This is a genomic window from Amycolatopsis thailandensis (assembly GCF_002234405.1).
Classification (GTDB): domain Bacteria; phylum Actinomycetota; class Actinomycetes; order Mycobacteriales; family Pseudonocardiaceae; genus Amycolatopsis; species Amycolatopsis thailandensis.
In genome coordinates, this window is sequence record NZ_NMQT01000004.1 from 1 (window position 1) to 13,778 (window position 13,778).

The window sequence follows — 13,778 nt, forward strand, 5'->3', positions numbered from 1 at the left end:
CTAGCGAACGCCCGGCGGCTTTCTCGCGCCTGAAGGGTGAGGCGAGAGGAGGTCGGTCGTGAACGACAGTCCGCTGCGGGTCGCGGTGATCATCGGCAGTACCCGTGAAGGGCGGGTGGGGGACGCCGTCGGCAAGTGGTTCACCGGCCGCGCGGAAGGCCGGGACGACCTCGTCACCGAGGTGCTCGACCTGATCGACTTCGACCTGCCCGCCGCGCTGCCGGAGCAGCCGACCCCGGGAATGAAGCGGCTCACCGCGCGGATCGACGACGCGGAGGCCTACATCGTCGTCACTCCCGAGTACAACCGCAGTTTCCCGGCGTCGCTCAAGCAGGCGATCGACTGCGCCTACGACGAGTGGCGCGTGAAGCCGGTCGGCTTCGTCTCCTACGGCTACCGGTCACAGGGCCTTTACGCCGTCGAGCAACTGCGCTCGGTCTTCACGGAGCTGCACACGGTGACCATGCGGGACACCGTGGCCTTCAACCTCCTCGACGGCACCCCTTTCGACACCGACGGCCAAGGACAGGCCGTCACCACCCTGCTCGACGAGCTCGTCTGGTGGGGCCTCGCCCTGCGCGCAGCGCGTGCCGCGCGTCCCTACGTCTGCTGAAAGTTTCTGAAAGGAAAAGGAAAATGAGTGAACTGGCCATCGAAGCCTCGGGGCTGGTCAAGGTGTTCGGGGAGAAGCGGGCGGTCGACGGGATCGACCTGAAGGTCCCGGCCGGCACCGTGTACGGCGTCCTGGGCCCGAACGGCGCCGGCAAGACCACCGCGGTGAAGATGCTCGCGACCCTGCTCCGCCCCAACGGCGGTGAGGCGCGCATCTTCGGCAAGGACGTCGTCCGCGAGGCCGACGCCGTCCGGTCCATGGTGAGCCTGACCGGGCAGTACGCCTCGGTCGACGAGGACCTGACCGGGACCGAGAACCTGGTGCTGATCGGCAGGCTGACCGGGCACCGCAAACCGGCCGCCCGCGCGCGGGCCGAGGAACTGCTGGGGGCGTTCGGCCTGACCGAGGCCGCGGGGCGGCAGGTGAAGAACTACTCCGGCGGGATGCGGCGGCGGATCGACATCGCCGCGAGCATCCTCAACACCCCGGACGTGCTCTTCCTCGACGAGCCGACGACCGGGCTCGACCCCCGCAGCCGCAACCAGGTCTGGGACATCGTCCGCGCGATCGTGCGGCACGGCACCACCGTCCTGCTGACCACGCAGTACCTCGACGAGGCCGACCAGCTGGCGTCACGGATCGCCGTCATCGACCACGGCAAGGTGATCGCCGAAGGCACCAAGGGGCAGCTGAAGGCGTCGGTCGGCGCGGGTGCCATCCACGTCCGGTTGCGCGAGGCCGATCAGCGGCCCGAGGCCGAAGCGCTGCTCGTCCGCAACCTGGAGGCGCAGGTGGTGCTCGAACCGGACCCGGTCTCGCTGACCGCCCGGCTTTCGGGCGAGAGCAGCGAACAGGGTGCCGCCGAGCACGCCGCGCGCGCCCTGGCCGAACTCGCCCGCGCGGGCATCGTCGTCGACACCTTCTCCCTCGGCCAGCCGAGCCTCGACGAGGTTTTCCTGGCCCTCACCGACCGCACCGCCACGCCTGAGGAGAGTGCAGCTTGAGCACGGAGTCGAACCGGACGCCCGAACTCTCGGCGACCACAAGGCGCGCGTCGGCCATGCCCCGCTACCGGGGCGGCAGGGCAACCAGTCTCTCTGACAGAAGTGTCATCTCGAACGTGCGCCCTGGCGACCCGATCGCGGACGCGCGCGGCAAAGAGGAGGAAACAGCTTGAGCACCACGGCAGTCAAAGAAAACGAACCCGTTCTCGCGGCACCGAAGGCGGAGGATCTCGCCGCCGTCCTGATCGCGAAGAACCGCCCTCAGCGCCCCAGCGCGCTGTCGGCATCGGTCACCTTCGGGTGGCGCGCGATGCTGAAGATCAAGCACGTGCCCGAGCAGCTGTTCGACGTCACGGCGTTCCCGATCATGATGACGCTGATGTTCACCTACCTGTTCGGCGGCGCGCTGTCCGGCTCGCCGACGCAGTACCTGCAGTTCGTGCTGCCGGGCATCATGGCGAGCAGCATCCTGATGATCACCATGTACACCGGGATTTCGGTCAACACCGACATCGAGAAGGGTGTCTTCGACCGGTTTCGCACGCTGCCGATCTGGCGGCCGTCGGCGATGGTCGGCTACCTGCTCGGCGACATGCTGCGCTACCTCATCGCGGCGCTGGTGATCCTCGGCGTCGGGCTGATCATGGGCTTCCGGCCCGGCGGCGGGGTCGGTGGCGTGGCCGCCGCGATCCTCCTGCTGCTGGCGTTCTCGTTCGCGTTCTCGTGGATCTGGACGATGTTCGGCCTGCTGCTGCGCAGCGAGAAGTCGGTGATGGGCGTCAGCATGATGGTGCTGTTCCCGCTGACCTTCCTCAGCAACATCTACGTCAACCCGGAGACGATGCCGAGCTGGTTGCAGGCGTTCGTCGAGGTCAACCCGGTGACCCACGTGGTCGCGGCGGTCCGCTCGATGATGGACGGCAACTGGGACGGCGGCGAGATCACCTGGGTGCTGATCGCCGGCGCGGTCATCCTCGCGGTCTTCGGGACGCTGACGATGAGGCTCTACAACCGTAAATGAGCTGGGGGTGACAAGGTCCCTTGGTGGCTACAGCCGCCAAGGGACCTTGTCGTCCGGCGCGTAACGGCACGAAGACCCGGTGGTGACCGACGCGCGCAGGTGCGTGGCCAGCGCCGGGTGCTGCTCGTCGAGTTTGCGCAGGGTGTCCCGGATCCGGGCGGTCACCGTCTTGCGCGCGCGTTCGGCCTCGTCGCCGAGCCGCCGGGTGCGCCCGCCGAGCCCGGCGGCGGATCGCAGTTCCGCGAGCAGCGCGTCCCGTTCACGATCCAGCGCGGCGGCGCGGGTGTCCTGGCCCAGCGCGGTCGCGGAGTCGATCAGTTCGTCGAGTTCGTCCAGCCGCGCCCGGTAGCGGGCCTTCGCCTCGTCGTCGAGGACGGCGTCCCCGCCGAGGCTCTTGGCGGCGACGACCACCTCGCCGCCCTCGGGGTCGAGAAGCCGCACGGCCGTCACGTCCGAACCCGGCCTGCCGAGCAGGAAATGCAAGTCCCGCAAGCCTTTCGAATCCGGAAGGTGCGCGGTGACGCCGTCGAAGTGCAAGGTCCACACAGCATCGTCGCGGCGGAACTCGGCGGCGGGAACGGGCGGGGTCCGCACGCTTTTCCGGGTCTCTTCCACCCGCGCCACGACGTGATTCATGCCGATCGCGCCCGCTTCTCTGTCCACTTCGGACAAGAGTGCCGCCGCTTCGGCCGGGTCTTCTTCGAGATTCCTGCCCAGCAAGGCTTTCGCCAGCCACGACTTCGCTTCGACCGCCCACGGCGTGGACTGCATCCGGTCGGCCGAAAGCGCCGCGTCCCGCAGCTTTCCGGCCGCCTCGTTCCATCGGTGCTGGGCCAGGTCGAGTCTGCCGAGCCACAGGTCGACGGGGCCGGAGACCTCACAGCCGTAGAGCGAGACCACCCACTCGCCGCTGTGCGGCGCGAGCGTCGCGCGGGCCGCCTCGCAGCGGTCGGGATCTCCGGACAGCGCGGCCGCCTGCGCCTGGCAGCGCAGCCACAGCGGCTCCAGTTCGCGCGGGAACGGCCTCGCCTCGGCCGCGAGATCGGTGAGCCGCACGGCTTCCGCGACGTCCTCCCGTTGCGCGGCGGTGATCGCTTCCAGCAGCCTGCTGTAGCCGTAGCCGCTGCGCGCGATCTCCCGGTGCAATCCGACGAGGTCCTCGAAACGGCCTTGCAGACACCATCGCGCCCACCGCTGCAACTGGTGCAGATTGCCGAAGTAGGGATGGTCGTGGTCGTCTTCACAGTGCGCCAGCTGCTCCAGGAACGCCTCCGCCTCGGCGAACCGGCCCTGGAGCGTCGCGATGATGTTCTGGTCGATCATCGAAGCCAGGTACGAACTCGGCACCAGGTTGGCGCTCGCCATCGCGAGGAAGTCCCGGTACTGCTCCAGATAACGTGGATCACCCTGCTCCAGCAACGCCACCCAGCGGAACGACGACGCGAAATGCTCCAGTTCCGAGTTCCCCGTGCGGCGGCCGACGGCGATCAGCTCTTCGGTGAGCCGTTGCCGTTCCACGGCGGTGCCGGGCCCCCAGATCGCGTCGTGGCGCGCCCACAGCCCGAACAGCAGCGCGGAGTCGTCGTGATCGTCGCGGGCGGTCATCATGATCCGCGCGGTCACCTCCTGGGTCATCTGGTCGACGGAGACGTCGTCGCCGGGCTTACCGCCGCAGAGCCGTTGGTGCGCCTCGGTAAGCAAGGCGGTGGTCTCCTCGGCTCGCAGCCCTTTGTGATCGGCCCGGATCAGGGTCAGCGCGAGCCGGGCGAGCAGATCGTCGTCGTCGAGTTCGCGGATGAGCGCCTTCGCACCGTCGAGAACCTCTTGCCCTTCTTCGGAACTCTGGTTCCGTGTGAGGTGGGCGCCCAGTTCGAGGGCGATCACCGCGCGGCGGCGGCGATCCACCACGACCTCCATCGCTCGCCGGTAATGAGTGGCCGATTCCTCGAGCGCCATGCGGCCGGTGGCGTCGATCGCGGCGGCGAGCAACAGGTCGACGGCCTCGCCCGGATCGAGTTCCCGGCCTGCGAGCAGTGCGTGGCGGGCCATGTCCGCGGGGAAGAGCCTGTCCGGTGACGCCGGGGCTTCACGAACCGTCGCGATCACCGCGGCGTGCTGTTTCCGCCTGTCCGCTTCGGACAGGCTCGCGTACAGCGTTTCGCGGACGAGGTCGTGCGCGAAGGCGAACCGGCCCTGCCCGTGCACCACGGCCAGCCGCGCCGCGACGGCCTGGTCGAGCAGCCTGTCGACCTGGGGCACCGGTGCCGACGCCACGCCCGCGAGCAGTCTCCGGTGGAACTCCCTGCCGAGTACCGACGCGGTGGTCAGCAGCTCGAGAACAGGTTGGGGGAGCAGGGAAAGCCGTCGTTGCAACGCGTCGGCCACCCCGGGCGCGATGGTCTCGGCGGAACCGCCACTGTGCCAGAGCCGCGCTGTCTGCTCCACGAAGAACGGGTTGCCGCCGGTGCGGCGGTGGACCTCGGCGACCAGCGCGCTGTCCGGCTCCGCGCCCGCCGTCCTGGCCATGAGCGTGCCGACCTCTTCCGGTTCGAGCCCGGTGAGAGTGACCGAAGTGGCCTTCGCGAGCAACGGCAGCATGAGTGAGCGAAGCGGGTGATCGGTCGTCTCGACCTCGACGTCCCGATACGTGCCGATCAGCAACAGCCGTTCGAACCAGGTGTGCCGCGCGGCGAATTCGAGCAGCCGCAGCGACGCGGCGTCGGCCCAGTGCAGGTCGTCGAGCACCACCACGACCGGCTGGTCCTGGGACGCTGTCACCAGCACGCTCGTCACCGCGTCGTACAGGCGGAACCCGTCCGCCGCCCCGTCGCCGCGGGTCTCGCCGAGCAGGACGTCGAGCTCGCTGTCCGCCATCGCGGCCCAGCAGCCCTGCCCGACCGCGCGCCGCAACCCGCGCACCACCTGCGTCCACGGCCAATAGCCCGGTGCGCTCGACGAGTCCCAGCAAGACCCGTTGAGCACCAGGGCGCCGAGGCGCTTCGCCTCTTCGGCGGCGCCGGTGACCAGCGTGGTCTTGCCGATCCCGGCCTCGCCGGTGACCAGCACCAGCCCGCCGTGGCTTTCGGCGGCGCGGGCGATCTCCGCGCGGAGCACACCCGCGGGATGGTCTCGTCCGATGAGCGAGGGTGACATGTCCGAATCCTCCCAGGAAGGTCCGACAATCTCACGACACCGGCCGGCTGTCAGGCGTTCTCTCCGGTCCGTCGTGACCGACCGTGACCGAGGTCTCCCGGCCACCGGGAACCGTCCGCGGCCCGAATCCGACTTTCTGGACGTGACGAATCGAGTGGGACGGCGGGTGAACAGCCGTCGAAATTCCTGCCCGGCCGGGCGAAGGCGGCCTGTTGTGCCAGGTCAGGTGGTCAGTGGCTGGAGTAGGGTGCGGAGTATGGGGAGCATTCGCTCGCGCGTGCTGGCGTGGATCGGCCGCCGCTACCTCGCGCGTCAGCAGAAAAACGGCTTCGACCTGGCCAAGATGTCGATCATCCCGGAAAACGCGCTGAGGCCGCTCAAACGCGACGGCCTCGACCCGGTGGCCGAGCTGGGCCGGATCCGCGCGGAAGAGCCGATCAGCAAGCTGGACCTGCCGTTCGGGATGAACGCCTGGCTGGTCACCGGTTACGACGAGGCCAAGGCCGTGCTCGGCAAGGTGACCGAGTTCAGCAGCGACTTCACGAACCTGGTCGGGAACGCGGGCGTGACCGAGGACCAGAACCCCGGCGGGCTCGGGTTCGCCGATCCGCCGGTGCACACCAGGCTGCGGCGGCTGCTCACGCCGGAGTTCACCATGCGGCGGCTGTCCCGGCTGGCGCCGCGGATCGACGAGATCGTCGCCGACCAGCTCGACGCGATGGAGAAGGCGGACGGGCCCGTCGACCTGTGGGAGGCCTTCGCCCTGCCGATCCCGTCGCTGACCATCTGCGAGCTGCTGGGCGTCCCGTACGAGGACCGTGACGACTTCCAGCGCCTGAGCACCGCGCGGTTCGATCTCTTCGGCGGCGCGGGCGCGTCACTCGGCGCGATGACGGAGTCACTGTCCTATCTGGACGACATCGTCAAGAAGCAGCGGGAGAACCCGGGCGACGGTCTCCTCGGCATGCTCATCAAGGAGCACGGCGACGAGATCGACGACCGCGAACTGGCGGGTCTCGCCGACGGTGTGCTCACCGGCGGGCTGGAGACCACGGCGAGCATGCTCGCCCTCGGCGCGCTCGTCCTGCTGAAAGACCGTTCGCTGTTCGACACCGTCCGCGGTGACGACGACGCCGTCCACAAGTTCGTCGAGGAACTGCTGCGGTACCTGACCGTCGTGCAGATGGCCTTCCCGCGTTTCGCCAAGGAAGACATGGAGGTCGCCGGCGTCCGGATCGCGAAGGGCGACATCGTCCTGTGCTCGCTCAGCGTCGCGAACCGCGACGGTGTCCTTGGCGAGGACATGGAGAAGTTCGACGCGACCCGCGAGCCGACTTCGCACCTCGCCTTCGGCTGGGGCATCCACCGGTGCATCGGCGCGGAACTGGCCAGGATGGAGCTGCGCACCGCGTATCCCGCGCTGGTGCGCAGGTTCCCGGAGATGCGGCTGGCGATCGAACCGGACGAGGTGGGCTTCCGGAAGGTCTCGATCGTCTACGGCGTCGACGCGCTGCCCGTGCTGCTGGACTGATGCTCAGGCGACTCCTCTCGGCCGGAACTGGACACTGATCCTCGGCCCGACGGGTTTGGCGGTCTTCGGGATGGCGTGTTCCCAGGTCCGCTGACAGCTGCCGCCCATGACGATGAGGTCGCCGTGCCCGAGGGCGTGCCGGACTGTCTCGCCGCCGCCGCGCGGGCGCAGCGCCAGTTGGCGGGCGGCGCCGACCGAGACGATCGCGACCATGGTGTCCTCGGTGCGCGAGCGGCCGGTGTCGTCGCCGTGCCAGGCGACGCTGTCACGCCCGTCCCGGTAGAAGCACAGACCGGAGGTCACGAACGGCTCGCCGAGCTCGTCCGCGTAGTGCGCCGAGAGTGTTTCCCGTGCCTCGGTGAGGATCGGATGGGGGAGCGGCATGCCCTCGCGGTAGTAGCTCAGCAGCCGGGGCACGGCGACGACGCGGTCGTACATCTGCCGTCGTTCGGCGTGCCAGGGCACGTCTTCGGCGAGCCGGGTGAACAGTTCGTCGGCGCCCGCGAGCCAGCCGGGCAGCACGTCGATCCAGGCACCCCGGGTCAGCTCGGTGCGCCGCAATCCGCCGAGCGAGCCGAGCCCGAGGGCGGCGCACTCGTCGAAGAGCGAGGCTTGAAGCGCGGGTGTCATGGTGACCGAACCTACCCCGGTTCCGGCCATTTGTCGAACGCGTGTTCGAGTGGATCGGGAAGCCGGTCGGTTGCTCAGCCGACGAAGTGGTCCAGCAGCCATCTGGCCATGGCGCCGACCAGTCCGCTGACCATTCCGCGCAAGGTTGCGGCAGTCAGCGTGCGTTGTTCGGGACGGGCAGGCCTGCGACGGCGGACTCGGGACATCAGGAACCTCCGATGGTCGAGGCCACCCCCGGTGGACGGCCTGTCGGAGACGAGCGTGTGGCCTGATCCACGGCCGGCCACCGATTGCGACAAACGAGTGGCCCGTGTCCTTGAATCACGCCTGTCAGCCCGTTCTGACGGCTTCGGGCGCGATGATGCTGCGCGATGAGTGGCGACAAGACCGGCAAAACAAGCACGCCGCGGCGACGGCCACGAGGAATCCCGGTGCCTCGCTTGCCGTCCGGGCCCCTGAGTGAGCTCAAAACCCTGCTTCACCGGCTGCACGTGGAAGCAGGCGTGCCTTCGCTGGACGTGATCACAAGCCATATCCGGGCGGACGACGAACTCCCCGGCTCTCCCAACCGGGACAGCGTCCACCGCATCCTGCGTGATCCCGTCCTGCCGCCTTCGCAAGCCGACACCGTCACTTTGGCCACCGTGCTGGCGAGGCTGGCCTGCTGGGATACCGCCGACGCCGCCGCCCGCACCCGCGATCTGTGGGTCGCCGCCAGTCTGCACGTCCCTCCTGGTGAGCCACTGAACGCCGCCGAAAACCCCTTCGCCCTGGAGGTTCACCGGCCAGTCACGATCGAAGGCGTTCAAGGCCTGCCGGATCTGCCCCCGTACGTGCCTCGCGCCCACGACCGCCGCCTTGCAGACCTCGTCACCGACGCCGCGGGAGGTACCAGCGGCCTCGCGGTTCTGGTCGCCGGGTCCTCGGCGGGTAAGACCCGTGCGTGCTGGGAAGCGCTCACACCGTTGCGTGAGGCAGGGGACTGGCGGCTGTGGCATCCCGACTCCACCCGTCCTGACATCCTGCTCCACGACCTGGAGCAGGTGGCGCCTCGCACGGTTGTCTGGCTCAACGAAACCCAGAACTACCTCGATAATCAGGACGGTCAGAGGATCGCCGCGGCCCTGCGCGCCCTGCTCGCCGACGGTACCCGGGCACCGGTACTCGTCTTGGGCACGCTGTGGCCTCAGCACCACGACGCCCTGACCCGTGCACACGACTCACAGGTACGACTCCTGATCGACGGCGCGGCCATCCCGGTTCCCGATGCCTTCACCGGCCCCGAACTGGCCAACATGATCGAAGCCGCCCGCACCGACCCCAGACTGGCTTGGGCGGTGAGTCATGCCCCCGGCGGACGCATCACACAAGAGGTGGCAGGCGGCCCGGAACTGCTCAACCGGTTCCAGACCGCCCCACCCGCCGCCAAAGCCCTTGTCCAGGCTGCGATGGACGCCCGCCGCCTCGGGCACCGGCTGGGGCTGCCCCTGCCGCTGCTGGAACAGGCGGCGGCCGCCTATCTCACAGATCTCCAGCTGAGTGAATCCGGAGACGACTCGCTCGATCGGGCCTTGGCGTACGTCACTCGTCCCGCGAAAGGCGCACCTGGTCCACTCACCCGGATTCCCGCCAGGCGCACTCGTCGTAACGGCCGGGCGGGATCCGCTGACGGCCCTCCGGAGTACCGCTTGGCCGACTACCTCGATCAGTGGGGACGTATGCATCGTGCCGACCAGGTACCCGGTCTGGACTTCTGGGCCGCTGTCGCCGATCACGGCCGACCGGACGACCAGACGAGTCTCGGCTGGTCCGCCTGGCTGCGTGGCCTGTACCGCGACGCTGCTCAGCTCTACAAGAACGCCGCCGCGCACGGCGATCTCGAAGCCGCATATCGGCTCGTCGAAATAATGGGCGCACTGCATCCCGGCGACAGCCGAATCGCGTGCTGGACCGCCGCTCAGGATTCGCCTCTTGGCTCCAGGCTCGTGTCGTTGTTGATGACTGCTCTGCCCAGCGAGGGGCCGGAAAGGGGCGCGTTGGCCCGGCGGGTCATCGCGAACGTCGACCTGAACCATTTCGACGGCGTGATCGACGCGCTGAGAATGTTGCGCGCCCTGGAAGCCAGGGAGCAGGCCGAGGTTTTGGCCAAGCGGGCGGCCGACCATTCAGCCGTCGACGATCCGCGTGTGTTCGAGCTCCTTTGGTGGCTGCGCCAATGGGGCTTCATCGAGCAAATGGAGCTGCTCGCTCGTCGCATGGCCACGCGGGCACCGCTGTACCACGCGCCGATCGTGGCAGATCTGCTCGTCATACTGAGCAATGCGGGTGAGACCGCGAAGGCTGCCGTTCTGGCAGAACGGATCACCGCACTGGGCGCTCCCACCAGCGCGGCCTCGGCGGTCGACTTGCTGGAGGCCTTGCGCCTCGCGGGCGCCGACGAGCACGTCGCGGACATGGCTCGCAGCGTGGCCGAGCACGTCACCGGTGAAGACCGCGGCTGGAGGAGCACTCTGCTGGCATCGTTGCACGGCGCCGGTGCCGTCGCCGAGATGGGCGTCCTGGTTCGCAGGATCCTCGCCGATGACACGCACGCCGACCTGGTCGAAACGTGGAGCGTGCTGACGGTCTTGCACCAGCTGAACCAGCCCGAGTATTTCGAGACGCTGGCGCGGCAGGCACTGATACAGCTCACCGTGGACGACCTGCCCCGGGCTGCCTTGCTTCTGTACGTGCTCCACGATGCGGACCGGATCGATCTGGCCGCTTCCCACATGGCCGTGGCGAAGCCGGACGTGGTGTCGTGGCTCCTGCTCGAACTGAGGCGGGCAAGACCGGAGCAGGTGGCAGCGCTCGCCGCACGCGCGGCCCAGCACACCGCGCTCGATCGGGCCGATGCCGTGGCCCGGTTGCTGGATTCGCTGGGAGACCGGGGTTTCCCGGAACAGGCGGCGATATTGGCTCGCCGAGCGGCCGCCGACGCTGTTCTCACCGATCATCACGGGGCACTCAGGCTCTTGGAGGCAGTGCGGAAGTCGGATGCCGACCAAGCCACGATGCTGGCCGAGCGGCTGGCGGCCCAAGCCGGCCTGGAAACCGCCATCGCGCCGGGGATCCTGCTGGAGAAAATGCACGAACTGGGTTACCTCGAGGAAGCCGGAAAACTCGCGGCGCGAGCGGCGGAGTGCGTCCCAGTCGATGCCTACGGCCTGGACGGCCTCGTGAACGTGCTGCGATCCCAGGGCGCCACGGGACCGTTCGAGGTGCTGACCCGGCGGCTGACCGCGGCCGCACACCTCGAGGACGTCCGCGGGATCTCCGACCTGCTGACCGCCTTGTGGGCGGCCGACGCCCACGACGAGTTCGCGAAGATGGCTGGTCAGGTGGCCGCGAGTGTCTCCCTCGACGACGCATACGTCGTCGATTCGCTCCTGAGCAAGTTCGGTGAGACGGCCGCCCTGCGACCGTTCACCGTGCTGGCAAGCCGGGTGGCCATGGACCTCCCCCTCGAAAACAACTACATGGTGGCGAAATTCCTGAGCACGCTCAGGGAAATGGGTACCGCGGAGCTGTTCGCGATACTGACCCGGCGAGTGGCCGAACACTTCGCCGTCGACAAGCCGTTCGCCGCGATGAAACTGCTGAACACACTGAGGGACCTGGGTGCCGTCGAACAGTTCTTCGTATTGGCAGGACGCATGGCCGGAGAGGGGGCTGTCGAGGACCCTGAAGCGATGAGCGCGCTGCTGAAAACGTTCCGCGAGACGCGGTTGACCGAGCTCGTCACCTTGCTGGCAGGGAGAGTGGCGGAAGGTGCCGATGTGCGTTACCCGGCCAAGGTGGTACAGCTGGTGGAAGCCCTGCAAGAGCTGGGAGAGACCGAGCCGCTCGCCGTGCTGGCCTGGAGGGCTGCCGCTGGCGCCAGGCTGAGCGATTCGTCCGGCCTGTCGGAACTTCTGAATGCGATGCCGGCATCAGGATGCGATGCCCAGGCGGCAGCACTCACCGAGAGATTGGCTGCCGAAGGTTACTTCGACTTGTTCTTGACGCGGGGAGAAAATCGGACCCGTTTCCGCTTCGGTCGCGAACCGGACGGAACCGAGGCCCCCCGCTGGTCTTGGGCCGATCTGGATTGATCCTGGTCGAACCGTTGCCGTCCGGAACCCTGCCGACCCTGACGCGCTCCATACCGCGAAGCATGCTCTCGGAATAATGACCTGCGCCCGGCGGCGACACGGGGCACGATGGGCCGCATGATCGACACAGTCAGGTCCGCGGACGGAACGCCGATCGCGTTCGAACGACGCGGCGCGGGGCCGGTGGTGGTGATCGTCGCGGGCGCCGGCAACGACCGGCACGGAGACGAACCGCTGGTCGCGGAGTTCGTGGCCGAGTTCTCCGTGGTGACCTACGACCGCCGGGGCCGGGGCGACAGTGGGGACACCGCGCCGTACGCGGTCGAGCGCGAGATCGAGGACCTCGCCGCCGTCGTCGCCGCGTTCGACGAGCCGGTGATCGTGCACGGCATCTCCTCGGGCGGCACGCTGGCGCTCCTCGCCGCCGCGGCGGGAGTGCCGATGGCGCGGCTTTCGGTCTTCGAGTCGCCGTATCGCGGCGAAACCGAAGACGTCCCCGAGGGGTACGCGGACGAGATGCGCGACCTGGTCGCGGCCGATCGGTGGGACGACGCCGTCGCGCTGTTCACGATGTCCGCCGTCGGCACACCCGCGGAGGCCGTCGCCGCGGCCAAGGCGACGCCGATGTGGGCCGAGCTCCGGTCCTACGCGCCCACGCTCGTCTACGACGCCTTCGTGCTGGGCGACTCGAAGGTGCCGGACGAGCTGGCGTCGATCGCGACGCCCGTCCTCGTCGTGAACAGCAACGGCAGCACGGACTGGCTGAAGGCCGCCGCTCTCGCCACCGCGAAAGCGATCCCGGGAGCGAGGCAGGTCGAACTCGACGGGGAGTTCCACAGTGTCCCGCCGGAGCGGCTCGTACCGGAACTCAGCGCGTTCTACCGGGATCCTCGGTGAGCCGGAGATAGGCCGCGCCGCGCGGGGTGTCTGTCCATCTTGGACAAACGGTCGTGGTTCACCGTCGTTGCCCGATCAGCGGGACGCCGGAGCGTCAACGTCTTGTCCGATGACGGTTCGTACTCGTACAGTCGCAGCCTGGTCCTGGTCTGGACCACCACCGCCGCCCTGAGTGTGCAGGAGGCAGGATGCGGAGACGACTTCGGACCACCGGGGTGGTCGCGGCGGCCGTACTCGGCCTGGTGGCGACGGCGATGCCGGCGAACGCCCAGGTCGGCACCGGGCCGTGGACGACGGAGAACCCCTCGTTCAATGTCCAGGAACGCGGATGTGGCAACGTCGATGGGCTGAACTTCGAACTGACCTGTTCCACCGGGAGCGGGGACCAGCGGGCCGAACGACGCTACGTGACCTACACCGGCGGGACCCGGCAGTTCGAGGGCTCGTTCCGGATCACCAGCATGGCGGGCACCCGGATCAGCCTGAAGCAGACCTTCCGCGACGCCCCGACCGCCGGACCGTACTTCATGCTCGCGGTCGAACGCGGCGGACGGCTCTACGCCGTCCACGGCGGGGAGACGCTGGGAAGCGGGGCGACCGTCGGGACGTCGGTGCGGGTCAACACCGTGCACCAGGTCGGGAGCACGCACAAGGTGTACATCAACGGATCGCTGAAGCAGACGGTGAGCAGTAGCAGTGGCAGCTACTACGACAAGTTCGGCGCTTACCGGACGGCCAGCGGGGCCGGGCCGGTCAAGGTGACTTGGAGCGGGATCAAGTTCTGGCGGAAGTGAGC

General features: G+C 68.6%; 10 protein-coding genes. 7 read left to right on the plus strand and 3 right to left on the minus strand.

The genetic code is table 11. The features are described 5' to 3' along the window. Positions 1-58: 58 nt before the first annotated feature. From CFP71_RS00730 to CFP71_RS00740, 3 genes are all read left to right on the plus strand, one after another. On the plus strand, positions 59-613 hold the full coding sequence (locus tag CFP71_RS00730) for an NADPH-dependent FMN reductase (RefSeq protein ID WP_093931871.1): 555 nt from the start codon (positions 59-61) through the stop codon (positions 611-613). 23 nt (positions 614-636) lie between these two features. Then, complete coding sequence (locus CFP71_RS00735) at positions 637-1,617, plus strand: ATP-binding cassette domain-containing protein (RefSeq protein WP_093931872.1); 981 nt, start codon at positions 637-639, stop codon at positions 1,615-1,617. A 169-nt stretch (positions 1,618-1,786) separates the two neighbouring features. Next, positions 1,787-2,638 carry an ABC transporter permease gene (locus CFP71_RS00740; protein WP_093931873.1) on the plus strand — a complete coding sequence of 284 codons (852 nt, stop codon included), beginning with the start codon at positions 1,787-1,789 and terminating at the stop codon, positions 2,636-2,638. A 27-nt stretch (positions 2,639-2,665) separates the two neighbouring features. Here CFP71_RS00740 and CFP71_RS00745 read toward each other — a convergent pair whose 3' ends face one another. Further along, positions 2,666-5,791: an ATP-binding protein gene (locus CFP71_RS00745; RefSeq protein WP_093931874.1), complete on the minus strand. Its 3,126-nt coding sequence runs from the start codon at positions 5,789-5,791 to the stop codon at positions 2,666-2,668. Between the two features lie 256 nt (positions 5,792-6,047). Here CFP71_RS00745 and CFP71_RS00750 point away from each other — a divergent pair, with 256 nt between their 5' ends. Further along, positions 6,048-7,322, plus strand: a complete 1,275-nt coding sequence (locus CFP71_RS00750; protein ID WP_167405949.1) for a cytochrome P450 — start codon at positions 6,048-6,050, stop codon at positions 7,320-7,322. Between the two features lie 3 nt (positions 7,323-7,325). Here CFP71_RS00750 and CFP71_RS00755 read toward each other — a convergent pair whose 3' ends face one another. After that, positions 7,326-7,952, minus strand: a complete 627-nt coding sequence (locus tag CFP71_RS00755) for an alpha-ketoglutarate-dependent dioxygenase AlkB (RefSeq protein ID WP_093931902.1) — start codon at positions 7,950-7,952, stop codon at positions 7,326-7,328. Positions 7,953-8,026: 74 nt separating this feature from the next. Then, a complete protein-coding gene (locus CFP71_RS45290; RefSeq protein ID WP_279629199.1) occupies positions 8,027-8,158 on the minus strand; it encodes a hypothetical protein in 132 nt (43 codons plus the stop codon). A gap of 297 nt (positions 8,159-8,455) precedes the next feature. On the opposite strand from CFP71_RS45290, the gene CFP71_RS00760 reads away from it, so the two are divergent. From CFP71_RS00760 to CFP71_RS00770, 3 genes are all read left to right on the plus strand, one after another. Beyond that, positions 8,456-12,085 carry a hypothetical protein gene (locus tag CFP71_RS00760; protein ID WP_143267004.1) on the plus strand — a complete coding sequence of 1,210 codons (3,630 nt, stop codon included), beginning with the start codon at positions 8,456-8,458 and terminating at the stop codon, positions 12,083-12,085. A 117-nt stretch (positions 12,086-12,202) separates the two neighbouring features. Beyond that, positions 12,203-12,982: an alpha/beta fold hydrolase gene (locus CFP71_RS00765; RefSeq protein WP_244199512.1), complete on the plus strand. Its 780-nt coding sequence runs from the start codon at positions 12,203-12,205 to the stop codon at positions 12,980-12,982. A 188-nt stretch (positions 12,983-13,170) separates the two neighbouring features. Next, entirely contained in the window at positions 13,171-13,776 is a 606-nt protein-coding gene (locus CFP71_RS00770; protein ID WP_093931877.1) for a hypothetical protein, read from the plus strand. Positions 13,777-13,778: the final 2 nt, after the last annotated feature.

Bases quoted from the DNA above. Each gene is read 5' to 3' on its own strand.
- CFP71_RS00735 (WP_093931872.1), top strand. From the start codon at position 637: ATGAGTGAACTGGCCATCGAAGCCTCGGGGCTGGTCAAGGTGTTCGGG.
- CFP71_RS00745 (WP_093931874.1), bottom strand. From the start codon at position 5,791: ATGTCACCCTCGCTCATCGGACGAGACCATCCCGCGGGTGTGCTCCGC.
- CFP71_RS00750 (WP_167405949.1), top strand. From the start codon at position 6,048: ATGGGGAGCATTCGCTCGCGCGTGCTGGCGTGGATCGGCCGCCGCTAC.
- CFP71_RS00755 (WP_093931902.1), bottom strand. From the start codon at position 7,952: ATGACACCCGCGCTTCAAGCCTCGCTCTTCGACGAGTGCGCCGCCCTC.
- CFP71_RS45290 (WP_279629199.1), bottom strand. From the start codon at position 8,158: ATGTCCCGAGTCCGCCGTCGCAGGCCTGCCCGTCCCGAACAACGCACG.
- CFP71_RS00765 (WP_244199512.1), top strand. From the start codon at position 12,203: ATGATCGACACAGTCAGGTCCGCGGACGGAACGCCGATCGCGTTCGAA.
- CFP71_RS00770 (WP_093931877.1), top strand. From the start codon at position 13,171: ATGCGGAGACGACTTCGGACCACCGGGGTGGTCGCGGCGGCCGTACTC.